The sequence below is a fragment of the Ruegeria profundi genome, assembly GCF_020171505.1.
GTDB lineage: Bacteria > Pseudomonadota > Alphaproteobacteria > Rhodobacterales > Rhodobacteraceae > Ruegeria > Ruegeria profundi.
Genome location: NZ_JAIUZS010000008.1, coordinates 141,884 through 155,618 on the forward strand (window position 1 = coordinate 141,884; position 13,735 = coordinate 155,618).

The 13,735-nt window shown below is 57.6% G+C and carries 15 protein-coding genes; 9 read left to right on the forward strand and 6 right to left on the reverse strand.

Annotation, left to right across the window (positions count from 1 at the left end):
• Positions 1-32: 32 nt before the first annotated feature.
• A complete protein-coding gene (locus LCM21_RS17440; protein ID WP_224891745.1) occupies positions 33-1,160 on the forward strand; it encodes a lytic murein transglycosylase in 1,128 nt (375 codons plus the stop codon).
• Between the two features lie 4 nt (positions 1,161-1,164).
• Here the strand turns inward: LCM21_RS17440 and LCM21_RS17445 are convergent, their stop codons facing one another.
• Positions 1,165-2,127, reverse strand: coding sequence for an acetyl-CoA carboxylase carboxyltransferase subunit alpha (locus LCM21_RS17445; RefSeq protein ID WP_224891746.1), 963 nt, complete (start codon positions 2,125-2,127; stop codon positions 1,165-1,167).
• A gap of 168 nt (positions 2,128-2,295) precedes the next feature.
• Positions 2,296-2,892 carry a LysE family translocator gene (locus LCM21_RS17450; protein WP_068339268.1) on the reverse strand — a complete coding sequence of 199 codons (597 nt, stop codon included), beginning with the start codon at positions 2,890-2,892 and terminating at the stop codon, positions 2,296-2,298.
• Positions 2,893-2,965: 73 nt separating this feature from the next.
• On the opposite strand from LCM21_RS17450, the gene LCM21_RS17455 reads away from it, so the two are divergent.
• Both LCM21_RS17455 and LCM21_RS17460 read left to right on the forward strand, forming a co-directional pair.
• Positions 2,966-3,418, forward strand: a complete 453-nt coding sequence (locus LCM21_RS17455; protein WP_224891747.1) for an Lrp/AsnC family transcriptional regulator — start codon at positions 2,966-2,968, stop codon at positions 3,416-3,418.
• Positions 3,419-3,535: 117 nt separating this feature from the next.
• Complete coding sequence (locus LCM21_RS17460; protein WP_068339265.1) at positions 3,536-4,111, forward strand: PA14 domain-containing protein; 576 nt, start codon at positions 3,536-3,538, stop codon at positions 4,109-4,111.
• Between the two features lie 29 nt (positions 4,112-4,140).
• Here LCM21_RS17460 and LCM21_RS17465 read toward each other — a convergent pair whose 3' ends face one another.
• On the reverse strand, positions 4,141-5,103 hold the full coding sequence (locus LCM21_RS17465) for an L-malyl-CoA/beta-methylmalyl-CoA lyase (RefSeq protein ID WP_068339262.1): 963 nt from the start codon (positions 5,101-5,103) through the stop codon (positions 4,141-4,143).
• 296 nt (positions 5,104-5,399) lie between these two features.
• Here LCM21_RS17465 and dgcN point away from each other — a divergent pair, with 296 nt between their 5' ends.
• The 3 genes from dgcN to LCM21_RS17480 all read left to right on the forward strand — a co-directional run bounded on the left by dgcN (position 5,400) and on the right by LCM21_RS17480 (position 8,301).
• On the forward strand, positions 5,400-6,401 hold the full coding sequence (gene dgcN, locus LCM21_RS17470; RefSeq protein WP_224891748.1) for an N-acetyltransferase DgcN: 1,002 nt from the start codon (positions 5,400-5,402) through the stop codon (positions 6,399-6,401).
• 63 nt (positions 6,402-6,464) lie between these two features.
• Positions 6,465-7,430, forward strand: a complete 966-nt coding sequence (dgcA, locus tag LCM21_RS17475) for an N-acetyl-D-Glu racemase DgcA (RefSeq protein WP_224891749.1) — start codon at positions 6,465-6,467, stop codon at positions 7,428-7,430.
• A gap of 10 nt (positions 7,431-7,440) precedes the next feature.
• On the forward strand, positions 7,441-8,301 hold the full coding sequence (locus LCM21_RS17480) for a D-amino-acid transaminase (protein ID WP_224891750.1): 861 nt from the start codon (positions 7,441-7,443) through the stop codon (positions 8,299-8,301).
• Between the two features lie 43 nt (positions 8,302-8,344).
• Here LCM21_RS17480 and LCM21_RS17485 read toward each other — a convergent pair whose 3' ends face one another.
• From LCM21_RS17485 to LCM21_RS17495, 3 genes are all read right to left on the reverse strand, one after another.
• On the reverse strand, positions 8,345-8,659 hold the full coding sequence (locus LCM21_RS17485) for a DUF1244 domain-containing protein (protein ID WP_224891751.1): 315 nt from the start codon (positions 8,657-8,659) through the stop codon (positions 8,345-8,347).
• 77 nt (positions 8,660-8,736) lie between these two features.
• The gene (locus LCM21_RS17490; protein WP_068339250.1) at positions 8,737-8,976 is read right to left on the reverse strand and encodes a DUF6868 family protein; all 240 of its coding nucleotides are present in this window, start codon (positions 8,974-8,976) and stop codon (positions 8,737-8,739) included.
• A gap of 76 nt (positions 8,977-9,052) precedes the next feature.
• Positions 9,053-9,790, reverse strand: coding sequence for an N-formylglutamate amidohydrolase (locus tag LCM21_RS17495; protein ID WP_068339247.1), 738 nt, complete (start codon positions 9,788-9,790; stop codon positions 9,053-9,055).
• Positions 9,791-9,923: 133 nt separating this feature from the next.
• Here LCM21_RS17495 and pyk point away from each other — a divergent pair, with 133 nt between their 5' ends.
• The 3 genes from pyk (at position 9,924) to LCM21_RS17510 (ending at position 13,606) form a co-directional block, all read left to right on the forward strand.
• Positions 9,924-11,369, forward strand: coding sequence for a pyruvate kinase (gene pyk, locus LCM21_RS17500; RefSeq protein WP_224891752.1), 1,446 nt, complete (start codon positions 9,924-9,926; stop codon positions 11,367-11,369).
• A 234-nt stretch (positions 11,370-11,603) separates the two neighbouring features.
• Positions 11,604-12,041, forward strand: a complete 438-nt coding sequence (locus tag LCM21_RS17505) for a universal stress protein (protein WP_224891753.1) — start codon at positions 11,604-11,606, stop codon at positions 12,039-12,041.
• 14 nt (positions 12,042-12,055) lie between these two features.
• Positions 12,056-13,606: an alanine/glycine:cation symporter family protein gene (locus LCM21_RS17510; protein ID WP_068339238.1), complete on the forward strand. Its 1,551-nt coding sequence runs from the start codon at positions 12,056-12,058 to the stop codon at positions 13,604-13,606.
• Positions 13,607-13,735 lie beyond the last annotated feature (129 nt).

A 13,735-nucleotide genomic window follows, 5' to 3' on the forward strand; every position in this document is an offset into this window, starting at 1 on the left:
GTACCAAATCAAAACAAGAGCAGATTTCAGCCATGATCAATCGACGGATTTTTTCTTTGGGACTTGGGTCGACCCTGTTGGCCGCCTGTTCCACCGGAAGCTCAACCAATACACCAGCCACGCGGATGCAGGCCGTTCCCAACGCCGGATGGGACGCTTGGGTGGCCGGGTTCAAGGGCCGGGCCGCGGCGCAGGGGATCTCGCAAACAACGATCAACACCGCCTTTCGGGGCGCTGGTTATTTGCCCGATGTGATCGAGCGGGACCGCAATCAGGTCGAATTCAAACGATCGCTTGAGGATTACCTGGCCATCGCGGCCTCGGATGAGCGGATCGAGACCGGCAAACAAATGCTGGTGCGGCATGCCGGAACCCTATCGCAGATCGAGGCGAAATACGGCGTCGACAAAGAGGTGATCGTAGCCGTATGGGGTTTGGAAAGCCGGTATGGCGCCCGGCGCGGGGATGTGCCTGTGGTATCGGCAGTTTCGACGCTGGCTTATGATGGGCGGCGCGGTGCGTTTTTCGAAAAGCAGTTGGTGGCTGCCCTGAAGATCATTCAGGACGGAGACACCACCCCCGCGAACATGACCGGTAGCTGGGCCGGGGCGATGGGGCACACGCAGTTCATTCCGACATCCTATCTGGCCTATGCCGTGGATTTCACCGGTGACGGGCGGCGCGACATCTGGTCTGAGGACCCGACAGATTCGCTGGCCTCGACCGCCGCCTATCTGTCCCGCGCGGGTTGGGTGCGCGGACAGCCCTGGGGGGGCGAGGTTGGTACGGTTTCGGGCACGCCTGCCGCAGTGTTGCAACCACAGAAGCCCGGGCCACGCATTGCAGTGTTCCGTAATTTCCAGGTGATAAAGCGCTACAACAATTCGGACAGCTACGCGATAGGCGTCGGACATCTGTCTGACCGCATCGCCGGTGGCCCGCCGTTTCAAGCCTCGTTCGGACCGGATGCGACGGGTCTGACGCTAGAAGATCGTAAGGACCTTCAGCGCCGCCTGACTTCGGCTGGCTATGACACGCAGGGTGCAGACGGGGTGATTGGTAACAACACCAAATCGGCCATCAGCGCCTATCAACGTGCCTCCGGTCTTCCGGTGACTGGCGAACCTTCGGTCGCGTTGTTGCGCAGTTTGGGCGGCTGACGGGTTACGCCGCCAGCCCTTTTGAGCCGATATCCAGAAACTTTTGTCGGCGGTCCTTGATCAGGGCCGCCGCGTCTTTGCCGTCCAACTCTTTCAGCATCCGGGTAACTGCGTCTCGGACAGAGTCCATAGTGGCGGGGCGATCACGATGGGCGCCGCCCTTTGGTTCCTTGATGATAAGGTCACAAACACCCAGCTTGTGCAGGTCTTGCGCTGTCAGGCGCAGCGCCTCGGCGGCCTCGCGCATTTTCTCTGCATCCTTCCACAGGATCGATGCGCAGCCTTCGGGCGAAATCACAGAGTAGACCGAGTGTTCCAGCATCGCGACACGGTTCGCTGTGGCAAAGGCCACAGCCCCGCCTGAACCGCCTTCGCCGATGATGACTGATACCAAAGGCACACCGATCTTCAGGCACATCTCGGTCGAGCGTGCGATGGCCTCTGACTGGCCGCGTTCCTCAGCACCTTTGCCGGGATAGGCACCTGCCGTGTCGATCAGGGTGATCACGGGCAGGCCAAAACGCCCGGCCATCTCCATAAGGCGTACGGCTTTGCGATAGCCTTCGGGTCGGGCCATGCCGAAATTCCGTTCGATGCGCGATTTCGTGTCTGACCCTTTCTCGTGTCCGATGACCATGACAGGTTGGTCATTGAACCGGGCCAAGCCGCCGATCACTGCCAGATCGTCGGCGAAGTTCCGATCGCCCGCAAGGGGCGTGAACTCGGTAAACAGCGCCTCGACATAATCCTTGCAGTGGGGGCGTTCCGGGTGGCGCGCCACCTGGCATTTCCGCCACGGAGTCAGATCGCCGTAAAGCTCGTCCAGCAGCTTGGCAGCTTTGGCATCCAGGGCCGCAGCCTCTTCGGACACATCCATTTCTTCGTTGGCACGGGCCAACGCGCGCAACTCCTCGGCCTTGCCTTCGATCTCGGCCAGGGGTTTCTCGAAATCCAGATACTGGGTCATGACGCCTCTTAACGCGGAATTACCCTGCTATATGACCTGACGTCGCCCGGGATGCAACTCAGCAAGATTTGTGCGCGTGGAATATACGACCACGATTGCGCAAAGAGAAGGATGAGATGCCAGCGGCAAACAGCTATCGGACCAAATTCTGCCCACCCTTGGCGTAATTCAGTTCGGCAATACAACGGGGTAGAGCGAGGCGACAAGCAAGGCGGCCATTGTCCAATTGAAAGCCACCAACCGGCGCGGGTTTGTCAGGACCCGCGCCATCTGTTGCCCAAGCACAGTCCATGTGCTGACCGACGGCAGGTTCACCGCGCCAAAAACCAAGGCCACAACAAGAATAGCCTGCAGCGTGTGATCCGGCGTATAGGCCGTGGTGGCCGTCAGCGCCATTGCCCATGCCTTGGGGTTCACCCACTGAAACGCAGCAGCTTGCAGAAAGGTCATGGGGTTGCCTGTTGTATTCGCGCCCCTTACGGGGGCCGCATGCGCAATTTTCCATGCCAGATACAGCAGGTAGACGACCGATACGACCTTCAGCACTGTGTAACTTACCGGATACCGGTCGAACATTTGCGCCAATCCAGTGCCGACCAGCAATACCATAAAGCTGAACCCCAGCCCGATACCCAGCATATGCGGGATGGTCCGACGGAATCCGAAATTGGCACCTGACGCCATCAGCATCAGGTTGTTCGGCCCCGGTGTTATCGAAGAGACAAAAGCAAAGGCGATTAGGGCCAGTAGGATATCATAGGTCATGGTGCGGATACTTACCGCTGTTTGGCCAAATGAAATTGCGTTTTAGTGCATGATTGCGATAATCTTGCAATTAATGACGAAGATGGATCCGATAAACAAACGAATATTGCGTGAACTTACGCGGGATGGGCGTATCAGCAACCTTGAACTTGCGGATCGTGTGGGCCTGTCGCCGTCAGCCTGTTTGCGCCGGGTGCAGGAGCTTGAGCGTACAGGCGTTATCGCAGGGTATCGCGCGGTGCTGAACCCGGCCGCGCTGGGCGTGGGGTTTGTGGCTTACATCGGCGTCGGTCTGGGGGAGCATACCAAGGCTGCGCAGGAGGGGTTCGAACGCGCGTTGCAGCGTGCGCCGGAAGTCGTCGAATGCCACAATATAACCGGAACGATTGAATATCTGTTGCGCGTGGAGTGTGCCGATCTTCCCGCTTATAAAACGTTCCATACTGACGTGCTGGGTACGCTGCCGCATGTGACTTCGATCACATCTTACGTGGTGATGGGATCGCCCAAGGATATGCGGGCCTGAAGGTTGGAAATGTCGCCTTTAACCGACTTGCGGGTGAAATCCTCAGGTCTTACTGTCATCTCAACGGGCTCGCGAAAAAGGACAAACCCCACCGACGCCACACACAGGGAGGTGACCATGACATTTGTTAGGACCGCAGTGATTGCCGCAGCCATTTCGTTATTGGCCGGGGCAGTTTTTTCCGCGCCGCTTAAACTGCAGCCTGCCAATCCGCAGCCTAACCCAAAGGCCGGGTTGGATGTGAAGTACATTGGCAAGGGAACGCAGCGAAAAATCCGCGATCTAAGCCAGGCAAAAAGCCTTCTGTCTGACGCTAAGCCGGGGCAACCGCTTATTGGGTTGGACTACAGGGACACCAACAAGGGTGAGCCGGTCCTGACCTTCACTGACCCCTACAATGTCGCGGCCGAGATTACCGGTTACATGAAGTTCGACTCCCCCGGAGTCTATGAAATTGAAACCTGGTCGAATGACGGGATCGAGGCGTGGGTTGGTGGCCAGCAGATTGGCCTTGTCCGGGGCATTCAGGGATGCGAAGCCAACCAAAGAACCGAGGTCGAGGTGCCGCAGGCCGGATGGTACCCTTTGAAAATATACTATTTTCAAAAGCTTGGAACATCCTGCCTGATGATGAAGTCGGGCAAGAAAGGTGAACGGTTCACCTGGACACCAAACAACGTCTTCGGGCGTTAGCAGCAAGGCGCCCCGCAGGGCGCCTTTTTTTATCCATTTGCAGCAATCAGTTCGGCCTGTGCGACGATCACCTCGGCTTGTTTGATCGACGCGATATCGACTAGACGACCTTTGTAGACGGTGGCACCTTCACCATTGGCCTTGGCCTGTTCCATTGCAGCGAGAATTTCGCGCGCTTCGGATACGGCCTCGTCCGATGGAGTGAAAACCTGATTGGCCAAGGCGATCTGTTTGGGGTGGATCGCCCACTTGCCGACCATGCCCAACGTGGCCGAACGCTTGGCCTGGGCGATATAGCCCTCATCATCCGAAAAATCGCCGAACGGCCCGTCGACCGGCAACACGCCATGGGTCCGGCAAGCGGCGACGATGGCGGCTTGCGCCCAGTGCCATGGGTCGGACCAGTGTTTTTCACCTTCGCGCAGCATGTAGTAGTTCTCTTGCGTTCCGCCGATCCCGGTGGTCTGCATCCCCATCGAAGCCGCAAAATCAGCCGCACCGAGACTCATCGCCTGCATTCGGGGGGACGAGGCCGCGATTTCCTCGACATGGGCGATACCGGCGGCGGATTCAATGATAACCTCGAAGCTGATCGGCTTGGTCCGACCTTTGGCGCGCTCGATCGCAGTGACCAGCGCGTCAACCGCGTAAACATCCGCCGCGCAGCCGACCTTGGGTATCATGATCTGATCCAGACGGTCACCAGCCTGTTCCAGCAGGTCCACCACATCCCGGTACCAATAAGGCGTGTCGAGGCCGTTGATCCGCACCGACATGTATTTTGTGCCCCAATCGACGCTGTTCAGTGCCTCGATCACGTTGGCGCGGGCGATGTCCTTGTCCGAAGGGGCGACCGAATCCTCAAGGTCCAGGTTGATCACATCCGCAGCCGATGCTGCCATTTTCGGAAACAGCTTGGTGTTGGATCCCGGCCCGAACAACTGACAACGGTTGGGGCGCGCAGGTGCGGCGGGTTGAAGGCGAAAACTCATCTGGACCTCTTCCGAGACATGAAATTACAATTTTGTCACTCATTGAGGTATTAAATTGCGCGACCATGCGCAAGCGCCTATATGCAGGTGCGGCAATGCAATTGCAGCATTTGCGGCGAAGTGAGTGTTTGGCTGGTGATTAAAGATTAATCGCTCTGAAAACTTGAGAGAAAATTTCAAAAGACTCAAATCTGACGCAAAATTTTCCCGCATGACCCGGAGATGCCAGAGGAAAACGCGAAACACTCGTCGGGTATGTCCCATAGGTTGCGATGGAAACAAAGGAGCAAACCGCGATGATCGAGACACCGTACCTGCTGTTTTTAGGCGATGCGCCCGACCAATTGGCGGCCAAAGTGGCAATTGGCATCAAAGACTGGCGTCCCGAAAATGCCGTGGGTCAATACCGGATGGACGGCTGCAAGGCTGATCTGGGTCTGACGGACATGTCGTTGACCGAAGCGAAAGAGGCCGGGGCAAAGACCCTGGTTATAGGTGTGGCCAATCGTGGCGGGGTCATCAGCCAGGAATGGAAAAAGGTTCTGGTGATGGCGCTGGAGGAGGGCTTCGATCTGGCCTCGGGCTTGCACAACCTGCTGCGCGATGAGCCCGATCTGGTTGCCGTGGCCGAGGCGACCGGTCGCAAGCTGCATGATGTACGCGTGCCCGAAGTGGACTATCCGATTGCAAACGGCATCAAGCGCAAGGGCAAGCGTTGCCTTGGCGTCGGCACCGATTGCTCGGTCGGCAAGATGTACACGGCAATGGCGATGGATGCCGAGATGCGCAAGCGCGGCATGAAATCCACGTTCCGTGCCACTGGTCAGACCGGCATCCTGATCACCGGCGACGGTGTCCCGCTGGATGCTGTGATCGCGGATTTTATGGCTGGCTCGATCGAGTGGCTGACACCGGACAATGACGACGACCACTGGGACCTGATCGAAGGGCAGGGTTCGTTGTTCCACGTGTCGTTTTCGGGCGTGACCATGGCGCTGGTTCATGGCGGTCAGCCAGATGCGCTGATCCTGTGTCATGAGCCGACGCGAGAGCACATGCGCGGCCTGCCGACCTATCAACTGCCGTCGCTGGAGGCGCTGCGTGACACCGCGCTAGAGTTGGCGAAAGTCGCCAACCCGGACTGTCAGGTCGTCGGCATCTCGGTTAACACTCAGCACATGAGCGACGAGGATGCGACCGCCTATCTGGCCAAGCTGGAAGCCGACATGGGTCTGCCTGCGACCGATCCATTCCGCTTCGGTGCGGGCAAACTGGTCGACGCGCTGGCTGCGATGTGATGAAAAGGCCCTGCCCGACATGTGTCTGGCGGTCTTTTTAGGGAATGATGAAGGAGCGGTTGTGTGAAGATTGACGTCACGCGTGATGTGTTCCGGCTGGCGCAGGTCTTTACGATCTCGCGCGGGTCGCGGACCGAAGCGAAGGTGCTGACCGTGCGAGTCTCAAGTGGTGCGCATCAGGGGTGGGGTGAATGTGTTCCCTATGCGCGCTACGATGAAACGCTCGGGTCTGTCGAGGCCGAGATCGCAGGTTTGCCCGAAGAATTCACCCGCCAATCGCTGATGGACCTTCTGCCCGCCGGTGCCGCCAGGAATGCCGTGGATTGTGCGTTGTGGGATCTGGAATGCAAACGCGCGGGTAAGCGGGTGTGGGAACTGGCTGGTCTACCGGTGCCCGGCCCGGAGATTACTGCATACACCCTGTCGCTGGACACGCCCGAGGCGATGCAGGCTCAGGCCGCAGCAAATGCGGATCGCCCCGTGCTAAAGATCAAGCTGGGCACACCAGACGACATGCCACGGCTCGAAGCTGTCCGGACAGGTGCCCCCGGCGCCAAGATCATTATAGACGCCAATGAAGGCTGGTCGGCAGAGGTTTACGCCGATCTTGCGCCCCATCTTTTGCGGCTGGGTGTCGAACTGGTCGAGCAACCTTTGCCCGCAGGGGAAGATGACGCGTTGATCGGGATGGATCGCCCTGTGCCTGTCTGCGCCGACGAATCCTGCCACGACCGGGCAAGCTTGCCCGCTTTGAAGGGCAAATATGATGTGGTTAACATCAAGCTCGACAAGACTGGCGGCTTGACCGAGGCGCTGGCCCTGCGCAGTCAGGCATTGGCCGAGGGCTATAAAGTAATGGTCGGATGCATGGTTGGCAGTTCTCTGGCCATGGCCCCTGCGACATTGTTGGCGCAGGGTGCGATGGTAACGGACCTTGACGGCCCGCTTCTGTTGGCCGAAGACCGCGACACCCCGCTGATTTTTGATGACGCCGGAGTGCATCCGCCAAGTGCGGCGCTCTGGGGTTGAGGAGACATACATGACCCGCACCGTTTACGTGAATGGCGAATACCTGCCCGAGACCGAGGCAAAAGTTTCGATCTTCGACCGCGGTTTCCTGATGGCCGATGCCGTTTACGAGGTCACCAGCGTTCTGGATGGCAAACTGATCGACTTCGACGGGCATGCAGTGCGACTGAAGCGTTCATTGAATGAGCTTCAGATGGCCGAACCCTGCAGCAAGGATGAACTGCTAGAGGTTCACCGTAAGCTGGTGGAACTGAACGGTATCGACGAGGGTCTTATCTATTTACAGGTCACCCGCGGCAGCGACGGCGACCGGGATTTCGTGTTCCCACCTGCGGACACCAAACCAACGATGGTTCTGTTCACTCAGAACAAGCCGGGTCTGGCCGACAGCGCGGCATCAAGAACGGGTGCCAAGATCATCTCGATCGACGATATCCGCTGGGGCCGCCGGGATATCAAGACAACGCAGTTGCTGTACCCCTCGCTAGGCAAGATGATGGCTAAAGCCGCAGGGTGTGACGACGCGTGGATGATCGAAGACGGCTATGTCACCGAAGGCACCAGCAACAATGCGTATTTCGTCAAGAACGGAAAGATCGTTACCCGCCCGCTGTCAAACGACATCCTGCACGGCATTACGCGTAAGGCTGTGCTGCGCATGGCAGCCGAAGCGCAGATGGAAATCGAAGAACGCCTGTTCACCATCGACGAAGCCAAAGAGGCCGATGAGGCCTTTACCACCTCTGCCAGCGCCTTTGTCATGCCTGTAATTGAAATTGACGGTGTCACGCTGGGTGACGGTGCGCCCGGCCCGATTGCCAAACGGCTGCGCGAAATCTATTTGGATGAAAGCCGCAAGGCGGCGATCTAAAGAACAGGCCCGCGGATCAGCGGGCCTTTTTCCTTCTGGGGCTTCAGTCGGCTTTCCCGACATTCTCTTCAAATGCAACCTTGAAGGCGGCTTGCTTTTCCGGGCTGACATCCGTTTGGTAATTGGCTTTCCAGTCATCCATGGTCATGCCATAGAAAATTTCGCGCGCTTCTTCTTTGCCCATCTCGATGCCTTTTTCATTAGCGGCTTCCTGATACCAGCGCGACAGGCAGTTGCGGCAGAACCCAGCCAGATTCATCATGTCGATATTCTGCACGTCGGTACGATCTTCCATCAGGTGCTTTTGCAACCGGCGGAACGCGGCGGCCTGAAGTTCGATTTCGGTTTGCTTGTCCATGGGCTGGCTCCGGGTGATTTTGCTAGGGTCTGCACCTGACCTAGCGGTCCGGAGGCGATGTTTCAATAATCAGCACGTTAGGCAAGCCTCAAGGCCAGCCAAGGCACGATGCAGAAGATCAGGGTCAGGATTTTATAGGTGGCAAGATATCGGAAATACGTTCGTCTTACATCTGAACGCTCCATCTGGAACATCCTGCCGTGAACATCTGCGATCCAGTCCCGCATCAGTAAAATCATTACTGTGCTAAACAGCAGAACAGCGATGTTGAGCACGGCCATCCAACCAAAGAAAGAGGTCAGTAATTCTTGTGTCATCGTCGCCTCCTTTCTTTTGATATCTGGGGAGCCCAGACCTGAATCTCAACGGTTTCGGCCTTGGCGGCACCTCGGCTTATAGACCGCTATCCGCCAAGGCGTCTTGCAGGATAACAGCAAGCCGTTCAGCCCAAGCGCGTTGTTGCGTGTGGTCGGCGATCAGATCATTTCGCAGTTCGATCAAGGCGTTTGGCCGCCCGTGGGCGGTGCAGTGCCGATCAATGGCATCCCCGGGCAGAACGCCTGTATAGGGTTCGTTGACGCCTACGCACAGATCGGGTTCAGCCTTTAGTCGGTTGACCAAAGGGCGCGAGAACCGTTCGTCCCGGGTGTGCAAAACCCCAACATGCCAAGGCCGTGGGTCGCGGCCGCGCAATTGGCGGGTGAATGAATGCATTGAAACGATCACCGCGTGCGGCAGACCTGCCATACGCTCCAATTCCGCGTGGTAGGGGCGGTAATACATGTTCAGACGCCGTTCACGCTCAACCGCATCGGCATGGCGATTGCCGGGGATGATCGAGCCGTCATAGAGCTTCATCAAAAGGGTCGGGTCGTCCTCACCCCGGTTCGGATCAATCACAAGGCGCGAAAAATTGGCTGCGATCACAGGCGCATTCAAAATCTCGCCCAGATGCTTTGACACTTCATACGCACCCACGTCATAGGCAATGTGGCGCTCCATATCCTCGCGTGGCAGGCCAAGGTCTCCGCCATTGACTTCGGGTGGCACCGTGTTGGTAGCGTGGTCGCAGGTGATGAGCCAACGCGAAGGGCGATCAGCCCCATGGATAAAAAACGGAGAATACGTCATAAGCCTGTCATCTTGTTTGTCGCAGGTTTAGGGCAGTTGCTTCGAAAATGGAATTGCGCAATAAGCGGCAGGAAGAAATGTTTGCGGTAACAATTTTGCAAAATCAAGAAAACACCCAAGGAGTGCACCGCCAATGCGACGCCTGAGAAATGTAAAAATCGTGGCGACGCTGGGACCGGCGTCCAATGACTATGACACCATTCGCGCCCTGCACGAGGCAGGTGCCGATGTGTTTCGCCTGAACATGAGCCACGGTAGCCACGATGAGATTCGTGAACGGCATCGGATCATTCGGCAGGTGGAAAAGGACCTCGACAGCCCAATTGCGATTCTGGCGGACCTTCAGGGGCCGAAACTGCGAGTGGGTGTTTTTGCAAATGACGCGGAAGAATTGGAAGAGGGCGCTGTTTTCCGCCTCGACCTTGATCCGGCGCCGGGTGACGCGGGTCGTGTGTGTTTGCCGCACCCCGAGATTTTTGCAGCGCTGGAGCCGGGCGCGCGTCTGTTGGTTAACGACGGGAAAATCCGCCTGATTGTTCAGGACTGCGGCCATGACTTCGCCAGCTGCACGGTCGAGGTCGGCGGAACGATTTCGAACCGCAAAGGTGTGAATGTTCCTGATGTCGTACTGCCCTTAGCGGCGCTATCGGCCAAGGACCGCGACGATCTGGAGTTTGTCTGCCAACTGGGTGTTGACTGGCTGGCGCTTAGCTTCGTTCAGCGCGCCAAGGATGTTTTTGAGGCCCGCGCGCTGGCTGATGGCCGCGCCTCGATCTTGTCCAAGATCGAAAAGCCAGCAGCGGTCGAAGCGTTTGACGACATCCTTGACGCATCGGACGGGATCATGGTTGCGCGGGGCGATCTGGGGGTTGAGTTGCCGGTTTCTGCCGTGCCTCCGATCCAGAAACGCCTGGTCCGCAAATGCAGAAGTGCCGCCAAGCCCGTTATCGTGGCCACTCAGATGCTGGAAAGCATGATCGAAAGCCCGATGCCGACACGGGCCGAGGTTTCGGACGTGGCGACCGCCATTTACGAGGGCACCGACGCCATCATGCTCAGCGCCGAGTCTGCGGCCGGTGCCTATCCGATTGAGGCCGTGCAAACCATGAATAAGGTCGCGATCGAGGTCGAGGCTGATCCGACCTACACGCAGATCATCGCGGCGTCGCGGACGGCACAGGGGACAACGATCGCAGACGGCATTGTGGCAGCGGCGCGCGAGATCGCGGAAAAGACCGACATCAAGGCGATTTGCTGCTTTACCCAAAGCGGCACCACGGCGCTGTTGACTGCGCGGGAAAGGCCCGGTGTGCCGATCATTGCAATGACGCCCGCCACCGGAACCGCGCGGCGTCTGTGTTTAAGCTGGGGGTGCCATTGCGTGATGACGCCCGAGCTTGAGCGTTTCAAAGGCGCCGTGGTAAATGCTGCCCGCGCCGCCCGTTCCGGTGGTTTCGCGGCCGAGACCGACCAGATCGTGGTCACAGCCGGTGTGCCGTTCAACGTTCCCGGAACGACCAATATTCTACGCATCGCGCCATGCGATGAGCGCCTGATCTATAACACTGATCCGGGTTGAGCCGGGTCAGTTTGGTTTCTTGAATCTTGGCTGAGATTAAAATTTAGGCATAATAAAAACAGTAATATCAATAAATTATGATGTTAGTGGGTGAATTATTCAGATTTACCTCTATTTTTTGGCGTTTTTCCCCGATACTGGCGCCGTAGGGGCAGTCTACTCAACAAGTTCCAGGTTCCGGCTGCCCCGCCGGAGTGCGGGCTCCGGTATAATCTACAAAAACGGAGGAACGTCATGACAACCAAGATTGTCATTGGACTGGACGGGACAGAAACCGGGGAACGCGCAATCGCATTTGCCAAGGATTTGGCCGGGCGCATCAGCTCATGTGAGTTGCTTGTGGTTTATGTGATTGAATGGTCCCCATTCACTTTCCAGACACCCGAAGAAAACGCGCAGCGGCACAAGCGGCGCGAAGAAGAAATCGAACTGGCTACAACGCGCATCGTCACCCCTGCGGTGGACGCATTGAACGCCGCCGGTTTCACGGCTCATGGCATTGTACGTCATGGCGACGTCGCCGAGACGCTGAATGCAATCACGGTGGAAAATGGCGGCAACCAGATCGTCGTTGGGCGCGCCTCTGCAGACGGTTTCAAGAAACGTCTGTTTGGCAGTTCAACCCAGAATCTGGTGATGCACGCTGATGTACCCGTCACAGTCGTGAATTAAGGGGAGGGACAAGAATGACTATGTTTCGCAATCTGAGCCTTGCTGCCATCGCGTCCATGTTCGCCAGCCCCGTGCTCGCGCAAGACGCGACGGGTCTGGACGATAGGATCAATCAGGCCTTCGCCGATTTCACCGGCCCGTTTGTCAGCTTTATCTTCGCCCCGTTTCCGGGCACCGGCTTTCCCTGGATCGTTGGGTGGCTGGTCGTCGCGGCAACCGTGTTTTCGCTGTATTTCGCTTTTGTACAGTTCCGCTTTTTCGGTCACGCCATCAGCCTTGTAAAAGGCGATTATTCCGATCCAAATGACGCCGGAGAGGTTAGCCATTTCCAAGCCCTTGCCACGGCGCTGTCGGGCACTGTTGGCCTTGGCAATATTGCTGGTGTGGCAGTGGCTGTCGGCATTGGTGGACCAGGTGCCACCTTTTGGATGATCGTCGCGGGCCTGCTGGGCATGGCGTCGAAATTCACCGAATGCACGTTGGGCGTGAAATATCGCAACGAATACGAAGACGGCACCGTTTCGGGCGGACCGATGTATTATATGTCCAAAGGCTTTAATGAGCTGGGCTTGCCAGGCGGCAAGATTCTGGCCGTCCTGTTCTCGATCTTCTGTATCCTTGGCGCGCTGGGCGGCGGCAATATGTTCCAGGCCAATCAGGCGCACCAGCAGATTGCGGGCATTGTTGGAGATTTTCCCGGCTGGATCACGGGTCTGATCTTTGCCGGTATCGTCTTTGCAGTGATCGTCGGCGGGCTGAAGTCCATCGCGCGTGTGACTGAGAAAGTCGTGCCGTTCATGGGCATCATGTATGTGCTGGCCGCGTTGGTGATCATCATCATGCACGCCGATCAGATCGGTTGGGCATTCGGTCAAATCTTCGCAGGTGCCTTCACAGGTTTGGGAGTTGCTGGCGGCATGGTCGGCGCACTGATCCAGGGCTTCCGTCGTGCGGCGTTTTCGAACGAGGCGGGCGTTGGCTCAGCAGCTATTGCACACTCTGCCGTTCGGACCAAAGAGCCGATCACCGAAGGGTTCGTATCCTTGCTTGAACCGTTCATTGACACGGTGGTGATCTGTACCATGACCGCACTGGTGATCATCATTACGCAACAGCTGATCGTTGATCCGGAAACCGGCAATTACATGCTGAACGAAGCAGGCAACGCGATTGCCACCGTCGATGGTAACTCGGGTGTTAGTCTGACCTCTGCCGCCTTTGCCAGCGCCTTTGGCTGGTTCCCCTATGTGCTGGCGGTCGCGGTCGTTCTGTTTGCATTTTCGACCATGATCAGTTGGTCCTACTATGGGCTGAAGGCCTGGACCTACCTGTTTGGCGAAGGTCACACTACCGAACTGGTGTTCAAGGTCATCTTCTGCGTCTTCGTGGTTATTGGTGCGGCGGCCAACCTTGGCCCGGTCATCGACTTCTCGGATGCGGCGATCTTTGCGATGGCGGTTGTGAACGTCTTTGCGCTTTACTTCCTGATGAAAGTGGTGCGGCAAGAGCTGGCCAGCTATGCAGGGCGGCTGAAAAGCGGCGAGATCCGCAAATTCAGCCACTAGAATAATCTACCGGGGCAGCTGCGGTTGCCCCGGCGCCCAACCGCTGTACGAAAAGCGCAGATTCCGGTCGAAACCCCCTTGCCAGTATGAACGAACTTGCGTAAACGGCGCATCTGATCGCGTGACCGG

Excerpts from the sequence above, each read along its gene's own strand:
- LCM21_RS17440 (WP_224891745.1), top strand. The coding sequence starts at position 33 with ATGATCAATCGACGGATTTTTTCTTTGGGACTTGGGTCGACCCTGTTG.
- LCM21_RS17445 (WP_224891746.1), bottom strand. The coding sequence starts at position 2,127 with ATGACCCAGTATCTGGATTTCGAGAAACCCCTGGCCGAGATCGAAGGC.
- LCM21_RS17450 (WP_068339268.1), bottom strand. The coding sequence starts at position 2,892 with ATGACCTATGATATCCTACTGGCCCTAATCGCCTTTGCTTTTGTCTCT.
- LCM21_RS17455 (WP_224891747.1), top strand. The coding sequence starts at position 2,966 with ATGACGAAGATGGATCCGATAAACAAACGAATATTGCGTGAACTTACG.
- LCM21_RS17460 (WP_068339265.1), top strand. The coding sequence starts at position 3,536 with ATGACATTTGTTAGGACCGCAGTGATTGCCGCAGCCATTTCGTTATTG.
- LCM21_RS17465 (WP_068339262.1), bottom strand. The coding sequence starts at position 5,103 with ATGAGTTTTCGCCTTCAACCCGCCGCACCTGCGCGCCCCAACCGTTGT.
- dgcN (WP_224891748.1), top strand. The coding sequence starts at position 5,400 with ATGATCGAGACACCGTACCTGCTGTTTTTAGGCGATGCGCCCGACCAA.
- LCM21_RS17480 (WP_224891750.1), top strand. The coding sequence starts at position 7,441 with ATGACCCGCACCGTTTACGTGAATGGCGAATACCTGCCCGAGACCGAG.
- LCM21_RS17485 (WP_224891751.1), bottom strand. The coding sequence starts at position 8,659 with ATGGACAAGCAAACCGAAATCGAACTTCAGGCCGCCGCGTTCCGCCGG.
- LCM21_RS17490 (WP_068339250.1), bottom strand. The coding sequence starts at position 8,976 with ATGACACAAGAATTACTGACCTCTTTCTTTGGTTGGATGGCCGTGCTC.
- LCM21_RS17495 (WP_068339247.1), bottom strand. The coding sequence starts at position 9,790 with ATGACGTATTCTCCGTTTTTTATCCATGGGGCTGATCGCCCTTCGCGT.
- pyk (WP_224891752.1), top strand. The coding sequence starts at position 9,924 with ATGCGACGCCTGAGAAATGTAAAAATCGTGGCGACGCTGGGACCGGCG.
- LCM21_RS17505 (WP_224891753.1), top strand. The coding sequence starts at position 11,604 with ATGACAACCAAGATTGTCATTGGACTGGACGGGACAGAAACCGGGGAA.
- LCM21_RS17510 (WP_068339238.1), top strand. The coding sequence starts at position 12,056 with ATGACTATGTTTCGCAATCTGAGCCTTGCTGCCATCGCGTCCATGTTC.